An 18,167-nucleotide genomic window follows, 5' to 3' on the forward strand; every position below is an offset into this window, starting at 1 on the left:
TCGCTGACTCGAATGTGAAAATGGCTCTCATTCTCAACTTGAAGGCGTGAAGGGACGTGGTGTGGAAGCTCAAGCGGCGCGGGCGTGATGGGTGCGAGGAGCCTGGAGGGCCTCGGCCACCATGAAGCCGAGCTGGAGGGCCTGGGCTGCGTTGAGCCTCGGGTCGCAGTGCGTGTGGTAGCGGCTGGAGAGGTCGTCCTCCGTCACCGGCAGCGAGCCGCCGAGGCACTCGGTGACGTGCTGCCCGGTCATCTCCAAGTGCAGGCCGCCCGGGTGCACGCCCTCGGCGGCGGCGACCTCGAGGAAGGAGTGCACCTCCGAGAGAATGCGGTCGAAGGAGCGCGTCTTGTAGCCGTTGCCCGCCTTGTGCGTGTTGCCGTGCATCGGGTCGATGGACCAGATGACGGGCCGGCCGGCGCGGCGAGTGGCGGCCATCAGCCGGGGCAGGCAGTCAGCGACCTTGTCCGCGCCGAAGCGGCCGATGAGCGTGAGGCGTCCGGGGATGCCCTTGGGGTCGAGGACATCGATCATCCGCAGCAGGTCGTCCGGCTCCATCGTCGGGCCGCACTTGAGGCCGATGGGGTTCTGGATGCCGCGCATGAACTCCACGTGGCCGCCGTCGAGCTGGCGGGTGCGCTCGCCAATCCAGAGCATGTGCGCGGACGTGTCGAACCACTCACCCGAGCCGGGCTCGGCGCGAGTCAGCGCTTCCTCGTAGTTGAGGAGCAGGGCCTCGTGGCTGGTGAAGAAGTCCACCGGGCCCGACGCGGGCGGGTTCGCGTCGAGCGCGCTCATGAAGCACAGGGACTCGAAGATCTTGTCCGCCAGTCCCCGGTAGCGGTCGCCGTGGGGGTTGTTGGCGACGAAGTCGAGCGTCCACCGGTGCAGGTTGCACAGGTCCGTGTAGCCGCCCTGGGCGAAGGCGCGCACGAGGTTCAGCGTCGCGGAGGACTGGTGGTAGGCCATGACCAGGCGCCGGGGATCGGGCATCCGCTCCCGGGCGTCGAAGTCCATGCCGTTGATGATGTCGCCGCGGTAGCTGGGCAGGGTGACGCCGTCCCGCGTCTCCACGGGGCTGGAGCGCGGCTTGGCGAACTGCCCGGCGATGCGGCCCACCTTCACCACCGGCCGGCCTCCCGCGAAGGTGAGCACCACCGCCATCTGGAGGATGAGCCGGAAGGTGTCGCGGATGTTGTCGGTGGTGAACTCCTTGAAGCTCTCCGCGCAGTCCCCGCCTTGCAGCAGGAAGGCCTTGCCCTCCGCGACGCGGGCCAGTTGCGTGGTGAGGCGGCGTGTGTCGGCCGCGAAGACGAGCGGCGGCAGGTGCGCGAGCTGCTCCTCGACGCGGGCGAGCGCGCGCAGGTCCGGATAGTCATCCGGAATGCACGTCACGGGCTTGCTCCGCCAGGAGCGTGGTGTCCAATCTCGGGTCATCACGGGAGGGCCGTTTCGGGTGAGGGCGGCGGAGGCAGGAGTCCCTGCGCGACGCAGAATTCGAGGTAGCGGTACAGCAGGGCGCGGTCCGCCGGAGGGCAGGTGATGTCGGTGCCGGCCAGCCCCTGGAGCACGCGCTCGCAGCGGATGGGGCCGAGACCGAAGGCGGGCTCGGATGAGCCCGAGCGCAGGTCGAAGAACGCCAGCGTGGCGCCATGTTCCGAGCTCCCCGCCCGCTCCGCGACGCGTGCGCGCCACGCCCCGACGGGGAGCAGCTCCACCGGGTAGCCGAAGTCGCGGACCCATTGGAACAGCTCGCCCAGCCGTACCTCCGCCGTGGGCGTGAGGTTGAACACCTCGCCGGACCGGGCCACGCCCAACAGGTGCACGAGCGCGCGCGCGACGTAGTCCACCGGCGTCCACGTCTCGCCCACGTCCAGGAGGGGCAGCGCCCCCGCGGGGATGCCGGCCAGGAGGATGCGCCAGACCAGGTCCTGCGGATTCACCATGCCGCTGTCCGGTGCGCCCACGACGCGGCCCAGACGGTAGACAGCCACGGGCAGGCCGCGGGCTCCCGCCTGCTGGACCAGCCTCTCCGCCACCCACTTGCTCTGCTGGTAGCCATCGCGCAGGCCGGAGTGTGCGGGCACGAACTCCTCGGGGACTTCGGGAAGGAGATTCGCTGAAGGCGCCACGGCGAGCGTGGACACGTAGTGGAAGGGCTTGGGCCGGACGGCGGCGGCGAGGCGGAGCAGCTCGCGCGTGCCCCGCACGTTGACGGCCTGGAGGCTGCCGTACTCGCGCACGACGCTGACGACGGCGGCGTTGTGGAGGATGGCGTCGCACTCGGAGGCCAGGGCGTGGAACCGCGCCTCGCCGAGCCCCAGCCACGGCTGGGACAGGTCGGCCGGCAGCGCCAGCACCCGCTCGGTGAGGCCCGTCGTGGGAAGCCGCTGGGACGTGAGGGCGTCGCGAAGCCGCTCCATCGCCTGCGCCTCGTCGCGCGCTCGCACCAGGCAGACCACCCGGGCGTCCGTCCGCCGCAGGAGCTGCCCGAGCAGGTGGGCACCGACGAAGCCCGTTGCTCCGGTCAGGACCATCTGCCGCAGCCGTGCCGGCACCGCCACGCGAGGAGCGAGCACGGGGACGATGTCCTCCGGCAGCGTCGCATCCGCGAGCATCGCGGCGGTGAGTCCTCCCGCGTCGGAGGCCACGTCGGCGCCGTGCTCCAGTGCACGTGCCAGTCCCTCGGCGGTGGGGTGCCGGAACACCGTGGCCACGGGCACCTCACGCCCCAGCTCGACGCTGAGCCGGTTGGCCACCTGGATGCTCTGGAGCGACTGGCCACCCAGGTCGAAGAAGTCGTCCTTCGCGGACACACCGCTCACGCCCAGGACTTCCGCCCAGACTCGCAGCACCAGCTGCTCCAGTCCGGTGCCCGTCGAAGAAGTGGGAACCCGCTCCTCGGTGACGGGTGCGCGGCGCAGCTCCGCGCGGTCGATCTTCCCCGTGCTCGTCCTGGGCAGTCGCTCCAGGTGCACGAATGCTCCGGGCACCATGGGCGCGGGCAGCGCGGCCTGCACGTGCTGGCGAAGCTCCGATGGGGTGGGCGCGGGTGGCTCGGTGACGAGGAACGCGCACAGCCGCCGCGAGCCCGAGGGCAGCACCTGGCCGACGACGGCCGCCTCTCGCACCCGGGGGTGGCTGAGGAGGGCGCTCTCGACTTCGGCCGGGTCGATCCGGTGCCCGCTGATCTTGAGCTCGTCGTCCACGCGGCCGACGAACACCAGGTGGCCGTCTTCCCGGAGCCGGGCCCGGTCGCCGGTGCGATAGGCGCGGGGACTGTCGGGCAGGGTGTCGAGCACGGTGAAGCGCGCGGCGGTCAGCTCCGCGCGCCCCAGGTAGCCTCGGGCCAGCCCGCCACCGAGCAGGTACAGCTCGCCTTCATCGCCTGGAGCGACGGGCTGCCCTCGCGAGTCGAGGAGCACCGCGCTCACGCCCGGGAGGGGACGGCCGATGGGGACCTCGTCGCTGGTGGAGCCCACCGCGTCCGTGCCGCTGAGCGTGGCGACGGTGGCCACCACCGTGGCCTCCGTGGGGCCGTAGGTGTTGAGCAGCTGCACCGCAGGACTGACGGTGGTGCGCCAGCGGGCGACGCGCTCGGGCAGCGCGGCCTCGCCGCCGATGATGACGGTGCGCAGGGAGGAGGGCAGCCGTGCCGAGCCCGTCGACACGCTGTAGGCCAGCTCGTGCCAGAAGGCGGTGGGCAGGTCGAGCACGGTGATGCCGTGCTCGGCGCATGCGTCGAGCAGCCTCGGCACCGACTGGAGCATCTCGTCCGTGCGCAGCACCAGCTTCGCGCCGGCGCACAGCGTGAGGAACAGCTCCTCGATGCTGGCGTCGAAGTGCAGCGGAGCGAACTGCAGCACGCGGTCGTCGGAGCGCAGCCCGTAGCGGTGCGTCGCTCCCGCCACGAAGTGCGCCAGCGCGTCCCTGTCTATCTGCACGCCATTGGGCTGGCCCGTCGAGCCGGACGTGTAGATGACGTAGGCCAGCCGCGCCTCCTCGGCCCGCGCGCTCGAAGCAGGAGCGCCAGTCCGTCGGGTCACGACCCACTGGCCCGCGGCCAGCGGTCCGGCGCCGGGGACCAGGTCCTGACCGGCGGTGACCATCAGCTCGGGCGCGGCGTCGGCGAGGATGGCGGCGGTCCGCGAAGGAGGACCGAATGGGTCCACGGGCAGGTAGCCCGCGCCCGAGAGGAGCACGCCCCAGGCGGCGACCACCGCGTCCAGCCCGCGCGGCAGCACCACCGCCACGGGCGAGTCCGGACGGACGCCTTCGGAGACGAGCCGGTCCGCCAGGACGCGCGCGGCCTGGAGCAGCTCGCGGTAGGTCATCCGGTAAGGGCCGTGCTCCACGGCCACCGCCTCGGGCTGTTCGAGGGCGTGCTGCGTGAACAACTCCACCACCGGGCGCGCCGGACCTTGGAGGGGCCCTCCGTCGAGCACGGTGGTGGTTGAAGCCGGACGCGCATCCGAGCCCCCGCTCCGCGTCGCCGTCTTCTCGCCCACGGGACGCTCGGGCTCGGCGGTCAGCGACTCCAGGAGCTGGAGGAAGGACCGCTGGTGGGCCCGCAGCTCATTGGGGCGATAGCAGGCGGGGTTGGCGTCGAAGTCCACCCGCATGCCGCTGCCGTCGGAGCGGGCGTACATGCCAATGGAGAGGTCCTCGACAGGGCCCGCGGAGAGGTTGTGCGCGACGGCCGGCATCCCCGCGAAGCGCAGGCCGTAGTCGAACGGCATGAGGTTGACCACCGGGCCGAACAGCCGGCGCTGGCCACCCACCCGCCGCAAATCACGGCGGAGCTGCTCGTAGCGGTAGCGCAGGTGCGGCCGCATGGCGCGAAGCTCCGCGGCCACGTCGCGGGCCAGCGAGAACAGCCCCGCCTCCGGACGCACCGTCACCCGCAGCGGCACGATGTTCATCGCCATGCACGGCACCCGCAGCGCCGCCGAGCCCAGGCGCGTCATCACCGGCAGGCCCAGCACCAGCTCTGAAGCGTCCGTCAGCCGGTGCAGCCAGACGGCGGTGGTGGCCAGCACCAGGTCCGGCCAGCCCAGGCCCGACTGGCGCGCGGTGGCTTGCAGGCGCTCGACCTCGTTCGCGGAGAGGTGCTGCATCTGCCGCACGAACTGGGGGGACATGGGCGCGGGCGCGGCGATGCTGACGGGCGTGGGGCCATTCTCGAAGCGCTCGACCCAGAAGGCGCGGTCCGCCTGCACCTGCGGCCCCGCCTGGTAGGCCGCGTCCTCGTCCAGCACGGGACGCAGCGGGCCGAAGCCTCCCGTCGCGGCGCGGCCCGTGACGCGGGCCGTGTAGAGGTCCGCCACCCGCCGCGCCACCAGGGAGAAGCCAAAGCCATCCAGCGCGATGTGGTGGACCCGCTGGAACCAGAAGAAGCGGTCCGGAGCGGCCTTGAACAGCGCCTCCGCGAACAGGGGCCCCTGGCCCAGGTCCACGGTCCGGGTCAGGTCCTCCCGCATCCACGCGTGGGCCGCGGCCCACGGGTCCGGCGTCCCGCTGACGTCCACGAAGTGCAGGGGCCAGTCGGCACGGGGCTCGACGTACTGCACGGGCCCCGTGGCCCCAGACACGAAGCGCGAGTGCAGGGCCTCGGCCTCGCTGACGGCCTGTCGCAGCGCGGACTCGAAGTGCGCCACGTCGACGGCACCGCGAATCTCGATGCACTCGCCGGCGTTGTACACCGGGCTCGTGCGGTCGAACTGTTGTCCCACCCAGATTCCGTGCTGGGCCGCGGACAGCGGCCAGCCCGCGGGCTGTGAGTCGCGCATTGGCGTGGTCCCCTGCAGGCGGGTCAGGAGGGTTGGTGGGCGGAGGCCCGGGACAGCAGCGCGTCCCAGTCCGTGAGGGTCGGATGCTCGGCCAGCTCGACGAAGGTGACTTCCGTGCCGACGCTTCGCCACCGCTCGATGAGGCTCATCAGCCGGATGGAGTCGAGCCCCCGCTCAAGCAGGTTCTCGTCATCTCCCAGCTCCGAGGGCGACAGTTGCAACACCTCGGCGACGTCCGCGCGAACCTTCCAGCGGTTCAGCGGCCGGGCCTCCTCCGCGGGGCGCGCACCCAGCGCATCGACGACCTGCTGGGTGGTGAGGGTGACGGCGCACAACTGCGCCGCGTAGCTCAGGGCGAGCTGGTGATGGGCGAGCGAGAAGTCGCCCAGGGCATCCGCCACCAGGAAGGGCCGCACGTCGCTCATGAAGGCATCACTGGCCGTCTGCAGGCAGCCGATGTGGGCGTAGATGCCGCAGATGAGGAGCTGATCTCGCCCGCGCTCGCGCAGCAGCTCCAGCAGCTCCGTCTTGCGGAACGCGCTGTAGCGCCACTTGGTGAGGAGGATGTCGTCGTCGCTCGGCGCCAGCGCGTCGATGATCTTCCTCTGCTCCGGGTTCGTGGTGACGCCCGGCCCCCAGAAGTCCTGCAAGAGCCCGCGCTGCTCGGGCGTCTGTCCACCCGGCTGGGCCGAGTACACGACGGGGATGCCGAGCGAAGCGCAGTGCTGCCGCAGCCGCTGGATGTTCGCCACCAGCTCCGACACGGGGGACTGGCCCGCGGCGAAGGCGTCGACGAAGTAGCGCTGCATGTCGTGAATCAGCAGCGCGGTGCGCCGGGGCTCGAGCGTCCAGGTGACCTTGTTCCTGGGCAGGTCGGCCGTGGCGGGCATGGGGTAGGGGGCAATGGCGGGGAGCGCCATGGGGGAGGTCCTTTCAGCGCGGAGAGAGGGGGGCGACGTTTGTGGAGACGGAGCGGGAGAGCGCCTCTCGCAGCGACTTCTTGCTGACCTTGCCGACGCCGGTCTGCGGGAAGGCGGTGATGAACTCGACCCGGTCGGGAATCTTGAAGGCGGCCAGTCCCCGCTCGCGCAGGAACGCGGTGAGCACCGTCGCGGCCGGCGGCGTGCCACGCGCAATCACGAACGCGCAGGTGCGCTCGCCCAGGAAGGCATCGGGAATGGCCACCACGGCGGCGTCGTGGACGGCGGGGTGGGCCAGCAGGTGGTTCTCCACCTCCTCGGCCGCGACCTTCTCTCCGCCGCGGTTGATCTGGTCCTTCACGCGGCCGTCCACCACGAGGTAGCCCTCGGGCGTGCGCCGGACCAGGTCTCCGGTGCGGTAGAAGCCGTCGGACGTGAAGGCCCGGGCGTTGTGCGCCTCCGCCTTGTAGTAGCCGCGGATGGTGTACGGGCCGCGCGTCAGGAGCTGCCCGAGCACACCCGGGGCGACTTCGCGGTCGTCCTCGTCGACGATGCGCAGCTCGTCGTCCGGGGAGATGGGCCGCCCCTGGGTGGTGACGATGAGCTCCTCGGGGTCGTCCAGGCGCGTGTAGTTGACCAGGCCCTCGGCCATGCCGAAGACCTGCTGCAGCGTGCAGCCCAGCGTGGGCTGCACGCGCCGCGCGGCCTCGTTGCTCATCCGGGCGCCACCCACCTGGAGCACGCGCAGGCTGGACAAATCGTGACGGCGCGCCTTCGCGGCCTCCAGCCAGATCATCGCCAGCGGCGGCACGAGCGCGGTGAGGGTGACGCGCTCGCGCTCGATGAGCGGGAAGGCCACGTCGGGGCTGGGGTGGAGCGCCATGACGACGGTGCCACCCGCGTGGAGGGTCCCCAGCACTCCCGGCGAGCTGAGCGGGAAGTTGTGCGCGGCGGGTAGCGCGCACAGGTAGACGCTGGACGCGTCCAGCCCGCAGATGTCCGCGCTCGCGCGCACGCTGTAGAGGTAGTCATCGTGGGTGCGGGGGATGAGCTTGGAGACGCCGGTGCTGCCCCCCGAGAGCTGGAAGAAGGCCACGTCACCGGCCTGGGGCTCGGGCAGCGCGACGGGAGTCGTGGGCAGGCTGCTCAGCGCGGTGAAGGGGCCCGCCTCGCCAGCGACGATGACGTGCCGCAGGGTCGGCACCTTCTCGCGAACCTGGGCCGCCAGCGTGCGGTAGTCGAACCCGCCGAGACGGTCGGGGATGACGTAGGCGACCGCCTCGGTGTGCTCGCAGAAGTAGCCAATCTCCGCGCCCCGGTGGGCCGGGAGCGCGAACACCGGCAGCGCGCCGATGCGGAACAGCGCGAAGCACACCTCGAAGAAGGCGGCGATGTTCGGGAGCTGCACCACCACGCGGTCCCTGGGCTGGAGGCCCAGCGCGAGGAACCCCGCGGCGAGCCGGTCGACGCGCGCGTCGAGCTCCTGGTAGCTCCAGCGCTGGTCCCCGGCGACGACGGCCGTGCGCTCGCCGTGGCGCAGCGCCCGCTCTCGCAGCAGCTGGCCGAACGTCTCTCCGCGCCAGTAGCCGGCCTCCCGGTAGCGGGCGGCGAAGGCCTCCGGCCACGTGGGGCAGCCCGGCAGGGGCTGGACAGGGGACGTCATCGCTGGACCTCGGCGCCCTGGCCCAGGCCCATCGCCTGGAGCATGGTCCGGAACTTCGCCTCGGTCTCCGCCAGCTCGGACTCGGGCCGGGAGCCGGCGACGATGCCCGCGCCCGCGAAGAGCCGCAGCGTGCGCGCGTCGGCCTCGGCGCAGCGGATGGTCACCGCCCACTGGCCGTCACCGCTCGCGTCACACCAGCCAACGGCGCCCGTGTAGTAGCCGCGCTCGAAAGGCTCGATGGAGCCGATGGCCTCGTGCGCCAGCCGCGTCGGGTAGCCGCACACCGCGGGCGTCGGGTGCAGCGCCGCGGCCAGCGTCAGCGAGGAGATGGACGGGTCGGCCAGCTCACCGGTGATGCGCGTGGACAGGTGCCACATCGTCGCGGTGCTGACGAGCGAGGGACCCGCCGGCACGTCCAGCGTCTTGCAGTACGGGCGCAGCGCCTCCGCGACGGCGTCGATGACCACCGCATGCTCGTGCAGGTCCTTGGGGGAAGTCAGCAGCGCCTGGGCCCGCTTCTGGTCCTCCACCAGGTCCGGGCTGCGCGCGGCCGAGCCCGCCAGCGGATTGGCGAGCACCTGGAACCCCGAGCGGGACACGAGCAGCTCCGGGCTCGCGCCAATCAGCGTGCGCGCGCCCGTGGTGCCGTCGGCCTCGGGAGGCAGGTCCACCGCGAACGTGTAGCCGGAGGGGTTGCGCCAGGCCAGGTTGCGCAGCAGCTGCGGCAGGTCGATGGGCGCCGCCGCGTGCAGGTGCAGCGAGCGGGACAGCACCACCTTCCGCAGCGGGCCGCTCTGCATCAGCGTCAGCGCCCGCTCCACGCCGTGGAGGTACGCGGCGGGCTCCGGCACCGGCTGCACCGTGTAGTGCGCGCCGAGCGGGCGGTGCACGGGCGACGCCGCGTCGAACACCAGCGGCCCCGCGCGTTGGATGGTCATCGGCACCACCAACTGCGCGGGGACGGTGCCGTCGAAGGGCACCGCGCCCACCACCACCGGGATGTCGTGGTCGGCCTGCCGGGCGGCGTCGAGCACGTTCCTCACGCTTCCCGGAAGGCGCTCCAGCGCGTCCTCGCCGCGCGTGTGCGGCACGGTGGCGAACGTGCCGCGCGCCAGCAGCGTCCGACGGGGACTCGCGAAGAAGAAGGACGACCCGGCCGCGTAGCTCTCCAGCAGCTGCGCGGGGAGGCTCTCCGTGGCGTTCTCGACAATGGATTTAGGAATCATTCTCAACTCCGAGAGGGAGGAGTGCCGGCTTCAGCTGCGAGGGGAGGGAAGAGACTAGGCGCCCAGAGTGGCGCCGCCGTCGACACAGAGGTCGTGCATGGTGATGTGGCGGGCCCCGTCGGAGACGAGGAAGCGCACCGCCTCTGCGATGTCGGCGGCGTCGGCCAGCCGGCGAAGGGGGATGCCCACGCGGAAGGCCTCGGGCGAGCCGGCGATGACGGCCTCGGCCCCGTGCTCATCCGCCCAGAGCGCGCGCTGCATGGCGGTGTCCGTGGAGCCGGGGGAGACCACGTTGCAGCGGATGCCGTGCTGGGCCAGCTCCAGCCCCAGGCAGCGGGTGAACATGCTCGACGCGGCCTTGGAGGCGGCGTACGCGGCCATCTGCATCCTCGGTACGTGGGACGCGTTGGAGCCCACGGTGACGATGACGCCCGTCCGGCGCGGCACCATGCGACGGGCGACGGCGCGCGAGACGTGGAACACGCCATGCGTGTTGACGGCGAAAGTCGCGGCCCAGTCCGCGTCGCTGAGGGACACGGCCGGGGCAACCCGCAGCACTCCGGCCACGTTGGCGAGGATGTCGATGGGGCCCTGCTCGCGCTCGATGCGCTCCACCACCGCTTCCACCGCGGCGCTGTCGCCCACGTCGGCACGGTACGCCGAGGCCTGGCACCCGCGGGCGCGGAGCTCCGCCACCAGGGCCTCGAGTCCCGCCTCATTCACGTCGAGCGCGGCGATGGAGGCGCTGTCCGCCAGCGCCCGTGCCACGGCTGCTCCGATGCCCTGCGCGGCACCTGTCACCAGCGCCACCCTGCGGTTCGTCCCCATCGCGGCTTCTCACCCGTTCTGCCGGAGACAACCGAACACTCGATTGTCACATAATGAGAATGGTTCTCATTATCGTTAGCGGGGTAGATGCCATGCAATGGCAGGAGTGTCAATGCTCCAGGTGCGTGAAGTTCAGCGCTTCGCGGTACTCGCCCGGAGCCAGTCGACCCGGTAGAGCGTCAGCGGCGCTTCCTTTCCCTTCACGGGAGTGGGGGGCAGTCGCTCCAACACCCAGTGCTTGTCCGCGAGCAGGTCATGCGTGCTCTGGGTGATGAGAATCTCCCCCGCGCTGGCCGCGCTGCACACTCGGCTGGCCACGTTGGTGGTGTCACCAATGGTGGCGTACTGGAGGAAGCGCTTGGAGCCGATGTTGCCCGCCGCCACCGGCCCGCTGTTCAGGCCGATGTGGATCTGGAGCTCCTCCTGCTTCCGTGCCCGCCGCTGCTCGTTGAGCTGAAGGAGCGCCTGCTGCATCCGCACCGCGGCACGCAGCGCGCGGTCGGCATCGTCCGGATGGGAGAAGGGCGCGCCCCAGGTCGCCATCAGCGCGTCGCCGATGTACTTCTCCAGCGTGCCCTCCTGCTCGAACACGATGTCCGCCATGATGGGGAAGTACGCGTTGAGCATGTCCACCACCTCGGTGGGACGCATCGTCGAGGACAGCTGCGTGAAGCCGCAGATGTCCGAGAAGAGCGTCGTGACGTCGGCCTCCCTCGCTCCCAGGTCCATGCCCGTGGACGAGTGCTCCAGTCGCTCCAGGGCGCTGGGTGGGAAGAAGCGCTGGTAGTTGTTGCGGCGGATGGCCTCCTGCTCGATGCGCCGGTACAGCATCGAGTTCTCCAGGGCGATGCCCACCTGGTTGGCGAAGGAGGACAGGAACTCGAGGTCCTCTTGCGAGAAGCGCTCCGGGCGCCGGAGGTTGTCCAGGTACAGCACCCCCAGCAGCTCCTCCCGGGCCTTCAGCGGGGCGCACATGGCCGCGTAGATGGACTGCTGGAGGACGGACTCGGCCGTGTCCAGGCGCGGGTCCAGCCGCGCATCCGCGAAGAGCGCCGCGACGCCGTGCTGCTGCACGTACGTGGTGATGTGCCGGCTGTAGACCTGCGACAGGTCCTTCGTGCCGTCCGACGTCCGGGCCACGTGCGGCCGCAGCGCCTTGGTGCCCTTGTCCACCAGGAGGATGACCGCGCGGTCCACCTCGAGCACCTGGAACACCAGCTCCAGCGAGCGCTCCATCAGGCTCTCGATGGTGCCCGGGGACGAGAGGAACTGACTCACCTTGAGGAGGATCTGCAGCTTGTCGCGATCTCTCTCCACCACCGGCGTGGTGCCCAGCTTGAGCGCGGAGGAGCGGGTGGGGTCCTGGGCTCCGAGCAGCTCCTGGAGGGAGACCTGGTACGGCGCGCGCGCCTCGTGGGTCAGCATGGGGCTGACCAGCGTCTCCTGACTGTCGGCGAGCAGGCGGAAGCTCACGGCGCCGCAGCTGAAGGTGTCGCCGGAGCGGAGCTCGTGGCGGGCAATCCTCGTGCCCGCCACGAAGGTGCCGTTCTTGCTCTGCAGGTCCGTCAGGACGACCTGGCCCCCGGACGTGTCCAGCCTCGCGTGCTGGCGGGACAGGCTGCGGTGGAGGACCGAGATCTGGTTCTCCACGTCGCGCCCGATGAACGTCACGCCCTCGCCGAGCGGGAAGACCTGCTCGTCGGGCAGCCCCGGGTTCATGACGATCTGCATGACCTGCACGAGACCTCTCCCACGATGATGGCCCCGCCGCAGCGGGACCACGCGAGCCATGTCTATCACAGGCGTGGGAGCGACTACCGGGGCCGCGTCAGCAGCAGTGCGGTGCGACACAGCCGCTCGGCCCCCATGCGCTGCAGCTCCTGGCGCAGCTCGGGCTCCGCCGCGACGAGCTGCTCGAAGGCCGCGCGGTCCAGCTTCAACAGCAGACACGCGGTGGCCGCCCGCACCGAGGCCGTCACCAGCTTGCTGCGCAGCAGGGCCACCTCGCCGAAGACATCTCCCTCGGCCAGGTCGGGATACGCCGTCTCGTGGCCGTCCACGTGCTGGTGGAACACCGTGCACCGCCCGCGCAGGAGCAGGTAGAGCGCCTGGGCCGGCTGGCCCCGGGTCAATATCTGCTCACCCGCGTCCGCCGTGCAGGGCTGGAAGGCTTCGCTGACCAGGCGAAGCAGCGGTGGCTCCAGCCTGGCGAAGAGCGGGCTGCCTCGCAGCAGGTGGGCCACCACGTCCGGGCGTGGGCCGGGGGCGGAGGGCGTCGCCAGGGCGCGGGCCTCGTGGGGCATCCCCGACTCGCTGTCGGGAGGGGGCAGCCCCCGGCGCGCGCGGAGGTCCGCCAGCAGCGCCCGGGTGCGCGAGTGCGCCGGGTCGAGCTGGAGGATGACCTTGCACAGCCCGATGGCGCGCAGCAGCCAGCCCTGCTGGTCCCAGAGCCGGGCGGCCGCCTCGTACCCGGCAATCGCCTCACGCGTCCGCCCCAGGCGCTGCAGGACTTCGGCGACCTTCTGTCGGCAGGAGGGCTCTTCCGGCGCCAGCGTCGCGGCCTCCAGGAACGCGGCGAGCGCGCCGTGCAGGTCGCCCGAGACGAGCAGCTCGGTGCCCCGGTTCCTCGCTTCCCGTGGCGAGGCACTGTCCGGCGAGGGCTCGGAAGAGGGAAGGAGAGACGCCGATGCATTCGAGGCGGGCATGGGAGGACAGTAGGCCCCTCGTGAAGTGCGGGCTGTGAAGCCGTTCACTCCCACGCGGTGAATCCGGATACAGGCATGAAAACGAGAGTCATTCGTTAATTCACTGGCATGCCCTGGCATGGAAATGTCCTGCCTGGATCAATGGTAGAAGCTGAGTCGCCACTGTTCTGACACGCGCGGTTCGAGGGGTGCTTCCGTGTCCTATTCCCAGCTGCTGGCCCAGGTCTCCATCTTCGAGCAGCTCGAGGGCGAGGACCTCGAGCAACTGTCCGCGCTCCTTCGCACCCGGCGCTATGCCAAGGGTGAGGTCATCTTCCACCAGGGCGACGTGGGCACCGCGCTCTACGTCATCCGGAAGGGAGAGGTGGCCATCCGCCTCAGCTCTCCGGATGGCAAGGAGGTCATCCTGGCGCTGCTCGACCGGGGGGACTTCTTCGGGGAGCTGGCGCTGCTGGACGGAGAGCCGCGCTCCACGGACGCCGTCGCGCGAGAGGAGACGGACCTGCTCTCCATCCAGCGCGAGGACTTCCGCGTCTTCCTCAATGCGCGTCCCAAGGTGGCCCTGGGGCTGCTCGCCAACCTGAGCCGGCTGGTGCGGCACGTGACGCAGCTCGTGCACGACACCACCTTCCTGGATGCGCGGGCGCGCCTGGTGCGCGTCCTTTTGGAGCTGGCGCGCAACCAGGGTCAGCAGGGCTCCGAGGGCGTCGTCATTCCCCAGAAGCTCACCCAGACAGAGCTCGCCAACCTGTGCGGCCTCACCCGCGAGAGCACCAACAAGTGGCTCCGCTTCTATGTCCGCGAGGGCCTGCTGGCGTACGAAGGTGGGCGCATCACCCTGGTCCATCCGGCGCGGCTCAGCCGCGAGGCGGAGTGATCTCTCCGTAGGCGGGTGTGAAGCGCTTCACTGCGCGGTATCCGGCTGAAGGCATACAGTTGCGGCGAAGCTCCACTCCTGCGTTGGAGGAGTCATGTCGCGTCTGGCCTTCCAGTTCATGTCTCTGTTTGGTGGTCCCGGCGCTTTCATTCCCCGTGGCCCCCGGGACGCGGAGACCCGGCCCCCCGCCCTGGTGACTGGCATTGCGGGCCATGCACCGCTGCCGGTGTGGATGCGCTTCTACTCCGCGGGACAGGTGGTGCTGCGCGAGGGGGAGCCGGGCGACTCGATGTTCGTCATCGTCGAGGGGCGGGTCGCGGTGATGCGCCAGCCCGAGGGCACCGCCCCGAGGACGGTGGGGTACCTGTCGGCGGGGGACTTCTTCGGCGAGCTGGCGCTGGTGACGGAGTGCCGCCGCACGGCCAGCATCATGGCGGTGGAGAAGACCGTCGTGCTGGAGCTGTCGCGCGCGGGGCTGGAGGCGGCGGGGGCGCGGTACGGGCTCGAGGCGGACGCGGTGCGGATGGCCTGCCGGGAGCGGCTGCTGGGGGATGCCTTGCGGAGCAGCTCATTGCTCGCCTCGCTGCCGCCGGAGCTGGGGATGCAGCTTGGCTCGGCCCTCGTCCCCCGCGCCGCCGTGGCCGGTGAGCCCCTCCTCACCCTGGGCACGCCCGGAGACGCGCTGTACTTCCTCCTGCGGGGTCGGTGCACCGCCTTCCACACGCATGAGGATGGGGAGATCACGCCCTATCCGGACCTGGAGGAAGGAGCCGTCTTCGGTGAGGTCTCCCTCCTGCGCGGCCGGCTCGCCACGGCCACCGTGGAGGCGGCGACGCCCTGCACGCTGCTGCGGCTGGAGCGTGACGTCTTCAAGAAGTTCTTCATGGGCCAGCCGGCATTGCGACGCGCATTGCTGAGGCTGGGCCTGGACCGGGTGCGCCGCACCGTGCGGCTGGTGGTGCGCACGGGGCCTGCCATCTCCAGCTACTGAGATGTCTGTCCATTCCCAGCTCCTCCAGACGCTGGAGCTCACCCACACCGTCTACAGCGAGTAACCCAGCGTCACGCCGAGCACGTGCGCCGTGCCGGAGTAGTTCCCCTCGATGCCAGGGGCCTTGCTCTCCGTCTTCGCGAGGAGGACGAGCTGGTACGCCGCGTCCGCGCGCAGCCGGCCCAGCTTGTAGCCGGCGCCCACGGTGACCTTGTAGCGGTCCGCGTCCGGCAGGTCCGGCGTCAGCGTCTCGGCGGGGCTGGGCGACAGGTCCACCACGAAGCCCGCGCGCAGCTGCAGGTCCGGCGTCAGGCCGTACTCCGCGCCCAGGTGGTACTTCGCCTTCGCCACCCACTGCTTGGCCACCGGGTTGTTCAGCGCGGGGTTGCCCGGGAACTGGATGGTCAGCTCCTGGAAGCTCGCCCAGTCCACCAACTGGATGTCCAGCGCCACCGTCAGCTGCTCCAGGGGCCGGGTCGCGAGGCCGAACGACAGCGTCGCCGGGAACTTCACGTCCGCCTCCACCGCCTGGTCCACCAGTCGGCTCTGGAACTCCAGCGGCACGTTCTGGAAGTCCGCGCTGCCCTTGAAGGTGCTGGACACCGCGCTGCGGTAGTGGACGCCCACCGTCAGCTCGTCCTTCAGGATTTCGGCCTGGAGGCCCGCGTTGAAGCCCACGCCCCAGGCGCCGCCGCCCAGGTGCACCGCGCCCTCGCTCTCCACGAAGTTCAGCGAGCGCTTCAGCTCCACCGTGCTGCGCACGATGTCCACGCCCACGCCGAGGCGGATGCTCTCGTGCACCTGATACGCGAAGGTGGGGTTGATGTAATAGGCCGCCAGGCTGGACTCGCGGCCCTTGAAGCGGCCCACGAAGTCATCCACCCAGCGGCTGCGCGCGCCATAGGGCGTGTACGCGCCCAGGCCGAACGCCGCCTTCTCGAAGGGGCGGTAGACGACGAACACGTGCGGCGGAGGCGACAGCGTCATCTTCTGGCCCTGCGCCGTGCCACCCGTCGGGGTGAACTCGATGCTGGGCAGGATGCCGGTGTCACCGATGCGGATGTCCAGCTTCTCCACGCCGAGGATGTTGGCGGCGTTCGAGTAGATGGCCGACGAGTCGTCCAGCACGGCCGTGGCCGCGTTGCCCATGCCCGTCGAGCGTGCGCTTTGGGTGTCGATCTGGAAACCCGCGGCCTGGCTGGCACCGGCGGCGAGCAGCGTCACTAGGGAGAGCGTCTTCTTCATGGTGTTGGGCAGGGCAGTCGCTGTGAGGAGGCGCGACTATAGGCGGAAGACCGCCCCGCTTGCAGCCGAGCACGCCACGCTCGGGGAAGTAGCCCCCGACCCGGTGGAGGGCCCCAGCGCCAGACGCACTCCCCGTGGGGGCTTCCGGGCGCGGGGGCAATCACCCTACGCGCCGGTGAGGCGCTGCGTTCCGGGCACGGGCTCCTCGGCGACGATGGCGCCGGACTCCAGCTTCACCAGCCGGTCCGCCAGGTCGAAGTACCGGTTGTCGTGGCTGATGACGACCACGGCCTTGCCGGCCGCCTTCAGGTCCGGCAGCAGCTGCCGGTAGAAGACCTCCTTGAAGGTGGGGTCCTGGTCCGCGGCCCACTCGTCGAAGAGGTACACGGGGCGGTCCTCCAGGTACGCCGTCAGCAGCGCCAGGCGCTTGCGCTGGCCCGCGGACAGCTCCGTGGTGGAGAGCGCGCCGCTCGCGTCGATGCGCACCTTGCGCTCCAGCTGGAGCCGCTGCAGGTATGCGCGGGCCCGCTCCGCCACCTCGCCGGGCGCCAGGCCCAGCAGCGTGTCGAAGAGGTGGAAGTCGGAGAACACCGTCGAGAAGAGCTGGCGGTAGTGCTCGCGGTCCGCCTCGCCCACGGGGCGCCCGTTGACGCGCAGCTCCCCGGACTCCGGCGAGTACAGGCCGGTGATGAGCTTGGCGAGCGTCGTCTTGCCGCTGCCGTTGCCGCCCACGATGAAGACGATTTCACCGGGCCGGAGCGTCAGGTCGATGGGGCCCAGCGTGAAGGGCATGTCCTCGCCCTCGCGCCGGTACGCGTGGGTGACGCCGACGAGCTCGATTCGGGAGGGGGCCGCGGGTGCCGCGACGGGGGCGAGCGGCGGGCCTGCCTGGGACGTTGGGGCCAGCGCCAGCCCATCGATGTGCTGGAGCGCGACGGTGCCCGCGCCCAGCATGGGCAGCAGCGTCATCGTCGAGTCCAGCGGCTGCTGGAGGTAGAGGACGGCGAGCGTGTAGCCCACCAGCGTCGCGGTGGACACCGGGGCCAGTCCCGGCAGCGCGAAGAGCAACAGCCCGATGAAGAAGAAGAACAGGCTCATGCCCCAGCTGGTGGTGAAGGTGTGGAGCGTGGAGGCCTTCGCCTGGAGGCGCTTCAGCTCCTGGGCCGTGGGGAACAGCTCCTGCGTGAGGAAGGCCGCTCGCCGCGCACCGTGGAGCTTCAGCTCCTTCAGCCCGCTCGTGAGCGAGCGCAGGTCGCGGAAGAAGCGGTCCTGCGTCTTCCGCGACTCGCCGAGCAGCCCGACGATGTGCCGGATGGGAAGCAGGTAGCTGGCCACTCCCAGCACGGCGAAGACGAGCAGCGCGAGGAACACCACGCGCGACATCACCGCCAGGTAGGTGAGGCAGCCCAGGATGATGCCGCTGTTGATGAGCAGCGGAGGGAGGCACAACAGCCCCTGTGTGACGGTCTGGACGTCATCCACCAGCGTGGCCAGCAGCCGGTGTGTGCCCAGCTCCTCCAGGCGGCGCAGCGGTGTCGCGAGGATGCGCTGGCTGAGTTGATCACGTAGTGCGAAGGTGGTGCTCGTCTGAAGCCGCGTCAGCAGCAGCTGCGAGCCGATGCGGGCGCTCAGCATCAGCACGCCCAGTGCCGCGAACCCGAGCACCGTGCCCCGGTCCGCCAGGGTACCGCCGCTCGACAGGACGGAGTTGATGTAGGCGATGAGTCCCGCGCTCGCGGCGCCCGTCAAGAGCCCGAAACACACGGCCAGTGCCACGGCACCGCGTGACCTGCGCAGGAGCAGGATGAGCAGGTTCACGCCGTTCGTTCCTTCCGCCAGAGCCAGAGCCGGATTTCAGGCACTCTTGGCCTATGTTGCGCATCGCTCCCCAGCGAAGATATCCAGTTCATCCCCCCTCTGGCGACC

Annotated in this window: 12 protein-coding genes; 2 read left to right on the forward strand and 10 right to left on the reverse strand. The window is 70.7% G+C overall.

What is annotated here, in order from left to right; all coding sequences use genetic code 11:
• Positions 1-69: 69 nt before the first annotated feature.
• The 8 genes from G4D86_RS47395 to G4D86_RS47430 all read right to left on the reverse strand — a co-directional run bounded on the left by G4D86_RS47395 (position 70) and on the right by G4D86_RS47430 (position 13,128).
• Positions 70-1,434 carry a class II 3-deoxy-7-phosphoheptulonate synthase gene (locus G4D86_RS47395; RefSeq protein WP_164002171.1) on the reverse strand — a complete coding sequence of 455 codons (1,365 nt, stop codon included), beginning with the start codon at positions 1,432-1,434 and terminating at the stop codon, positions 70-72.
• Positions 1,434-5,786, reverse strand: a complete 4,353-nt coding sequence (gene mxcG, locus G4D86_RS47400; RefSeq protein ID WP_164002161.1) for a myxochelin non-ribosomal peptide synthetase MxcG — start codon at positions 5,784-5,786, stop codon at positions 1,434-1,436. The genes G4D86_RS47395 and mxcG overlap by 1 nt, the downstream gene beginning before the upstream one ends.
• A 23-nt stretch (positions 5,787-5,809) precedes the next feature.
• The gene (locus G4D86_RS47405) at positions 5,810-6,706 is read right to left on the reverse strand and encodes an isochorismatase family protein (RefSeq protein ID WP_164002162.1); all 897 of its coding nucleotides are present in this window, start codon (positions 6,704-6,706) and stop codon (positions 5,810-5,812) included.
• Positions 6,707-6,719: 13 nt separating this feature from the next.
• Positions 6,720-8,369 carry a (2,3-dihydroxybenzoyl)adenylate synthase gene (locus G4D86_RS47410; protein ID WP_164002163.1) on the reverse strand — a complete coding sequence of 550 codons (1,650 nt, stop codon included), beginning with the start codon at positions 8,367-8,369 and terminating at the stop codon, positions 6,720-6,722.
• The gene (gene dhbC, locus G4D86_RS47415) at positions 8,366-9,595 is read right to left on the reverse strand and encodes an isochorismate synthase DhbC (RefSeq protein ID WP_164002164.1); all 1,230 of its coding nucleotides are present in this window, start codon (positions 9,593-9,595) and stop codon (positions 8,366-8,368) included. Before dhbC ends, G4D86_RS47410 begins: the two co-directional genes overlap by 4 nt.
• A gap of 54 nt (positions 9,596-9,649) precedes the next feature.
• Positions 9,650-10,423 (reverse strand): 2,3-dihydro-2,3-dihydroxybenzoate dehydrogenase, encoded by a 774-nt coding sequence (locus G4D86_RS47420; RefSeq protein WP_164002165.1) that lies wholly within the window; start codon positions 10,421-10,423, stop codon positions 9,650-9,652.
• Positions 10,424-10,555: 132 nt separating this feature from the next.
• Positions 10,556-12,154, reverse strand: coding sequence for an adenylate/guanylate cyclase domain-containing protein (locus G4D86_RS47425; RefSeq protein ID WP_164002172.1), 1,599 nt, complete (start codon positions 12,152-12,154; stop codon positions 10,556-10,558).
• Between the two features lie 83 nt (positions 12,155-12,237).
• Entirely contained in the window at positions 12,238-13,128 is an 891-nt protein-coding gene (locus G4D86_RS47430) for a cyclic nucleotide-binding domain-containing protein (RefSeq protein ID WP_164002166.1), read from the reverse strand.
• Positions 13,129-13,324: 196 nt separating this feature from the next.
• Between G4D86_RS47430 and G4D86_RS47435 the strand changes: the two genes are divergently transcribed.
• A complete protein-coding gene (locus G4D86_RS47435) occupies positions 13,325-14,005 on the forward strand; it encodes a Crp/Fnr family transcriptional regulator (RefSeq protein ID WP_164002167.1) in 681 nt (226 codons plus the stop codon).
• A gap of 94 nt (positions 14,006-14,099) precedes the next feature.
• Complete coding sequence (locus tag G4D86_RS47440; RefSeq protein ID WP_240360879.1) at positions 14,100-14,996, forward strand: cyclic nucleotide-binding domain-containing protein; 897 nt, start codon at positions 14,100-14,102, stop codon at positions 14,994-14,996.
• 51 nt (positions 14,997-15,047) lie between these two features.
• Here the strand turns inward: G4D86_RS47440 and G4D86_RS47445 are convergent, their stop codons facing one another.
• Positions 15,048-16,241, reverse strand: coding sequence for an OmpP1/FadL family transporter (locus G4D86_RS47445; protein WP_164002168.1), 1,194 nt, complete (start codon positions 16,239-16,241; stop codon positions 15,048-15,050).
• A 165-nt stretch (positions 16,242-16,406) separates the two neighbouring features.
• Positions 16,407-18,059 (reverse strand): cyclic peptide export ABC transporter, encoded by a 1,653-nt coding sequence (locus G4D86_RS47450; RefSeq protein WP_164002169.1) that lies wholly within the window; start codon positions 18,057-18,059, stop codon positions 16,407-16,409.
• Positions 18,060-18,167 lie beyond the last annotated feature (108 nt).

It is taken from the genome of Pyxidicoccus caerfyrddinensis, from assembly GCF_010894405.1.
Classification (GTDB): Bacteria; Myxococcota; Myxococcia; order Myxococcales; family Myxococcaceae; genus Myxococcus; species Myxococcus caerfyrddinensis.

Excerpts from the sequence above, each read along its gene's own strand:
- G4D86_RS47395 (WP_164002171.1), bottom strand. The coding sequence starts at position 1,434 with ATGACCCGAGATTGGACACCACGCTCCTGGCGGAGCAAGCCCGTGACG.
- G4D86_RS47405 (WP_164002162.1), bottom strand. The coding sequence starts at position 6,706 with ATGGCGCTCCCCGCCATTGCCCCCTACCCCATGCCCGCCACGGCCGAC.
- G4D86_RS47440 (WP_240360879.1), top strand. The coding sequence starts at position 14,100 with ATGTCGCGTCTGGCCTTCCAGTTCATGTCTCTGTTTGGTGGTCCCGGC.
- G4D86_RS47445 (WP_164002168.1), bottom strand. The coding sequence starts at position 16,241 with ATGAAGAAGACGCTCTCCCTAGTGACGCTGCTCGCCGCCGGTGCCAGC.
- G4D86_RS47410 (WP_164002163.1), bottom strand. The coding sequence starts at position 8,369 with ATGACGTCCCCTGTCCAGCCCCTGCCGGGCTGCCCCACGTGGCCGGAG.
- G4D86_RS47420 (WP_164002165.1), bottom strand. The coding sequence starts at position 10,423 with ATGGGGACGAACCGCAGGGTGGCGCTGGTGACAGGTGCCGCGCAGGGC.
- G4D86_RS47425 (WP_164002172.1), bottom strand. The coding sequence starts at position 12,154 with ATGCAGATCGTCATGAACCCGGGGCTGCCCGACGAGCAGGTCTTCCCG.
- mxcG (WP_164002161.1), bottom strand. The coding sequence starts at position 5,786 with ATGCGCGACTCACAGCCCGCGGGCTGGCCGCTGTCCGCGGCCCAGCAC.
- G4D86_RS47430 (WP_164002166.1), bottom strand. The coding sequence starts at position 13,128 with ATGCCCGCCTCGAATGCATCGGCGTCTCTCCTTCCCTCTTCCGAGCCC.
- dhbC (WP_164002164.1), bottom strand. The coding sequence starts at position 9,595 with ATGATTCCTAAATCCATTGTCGAGAACGCCACGGAGAGCCTCCCCGCG.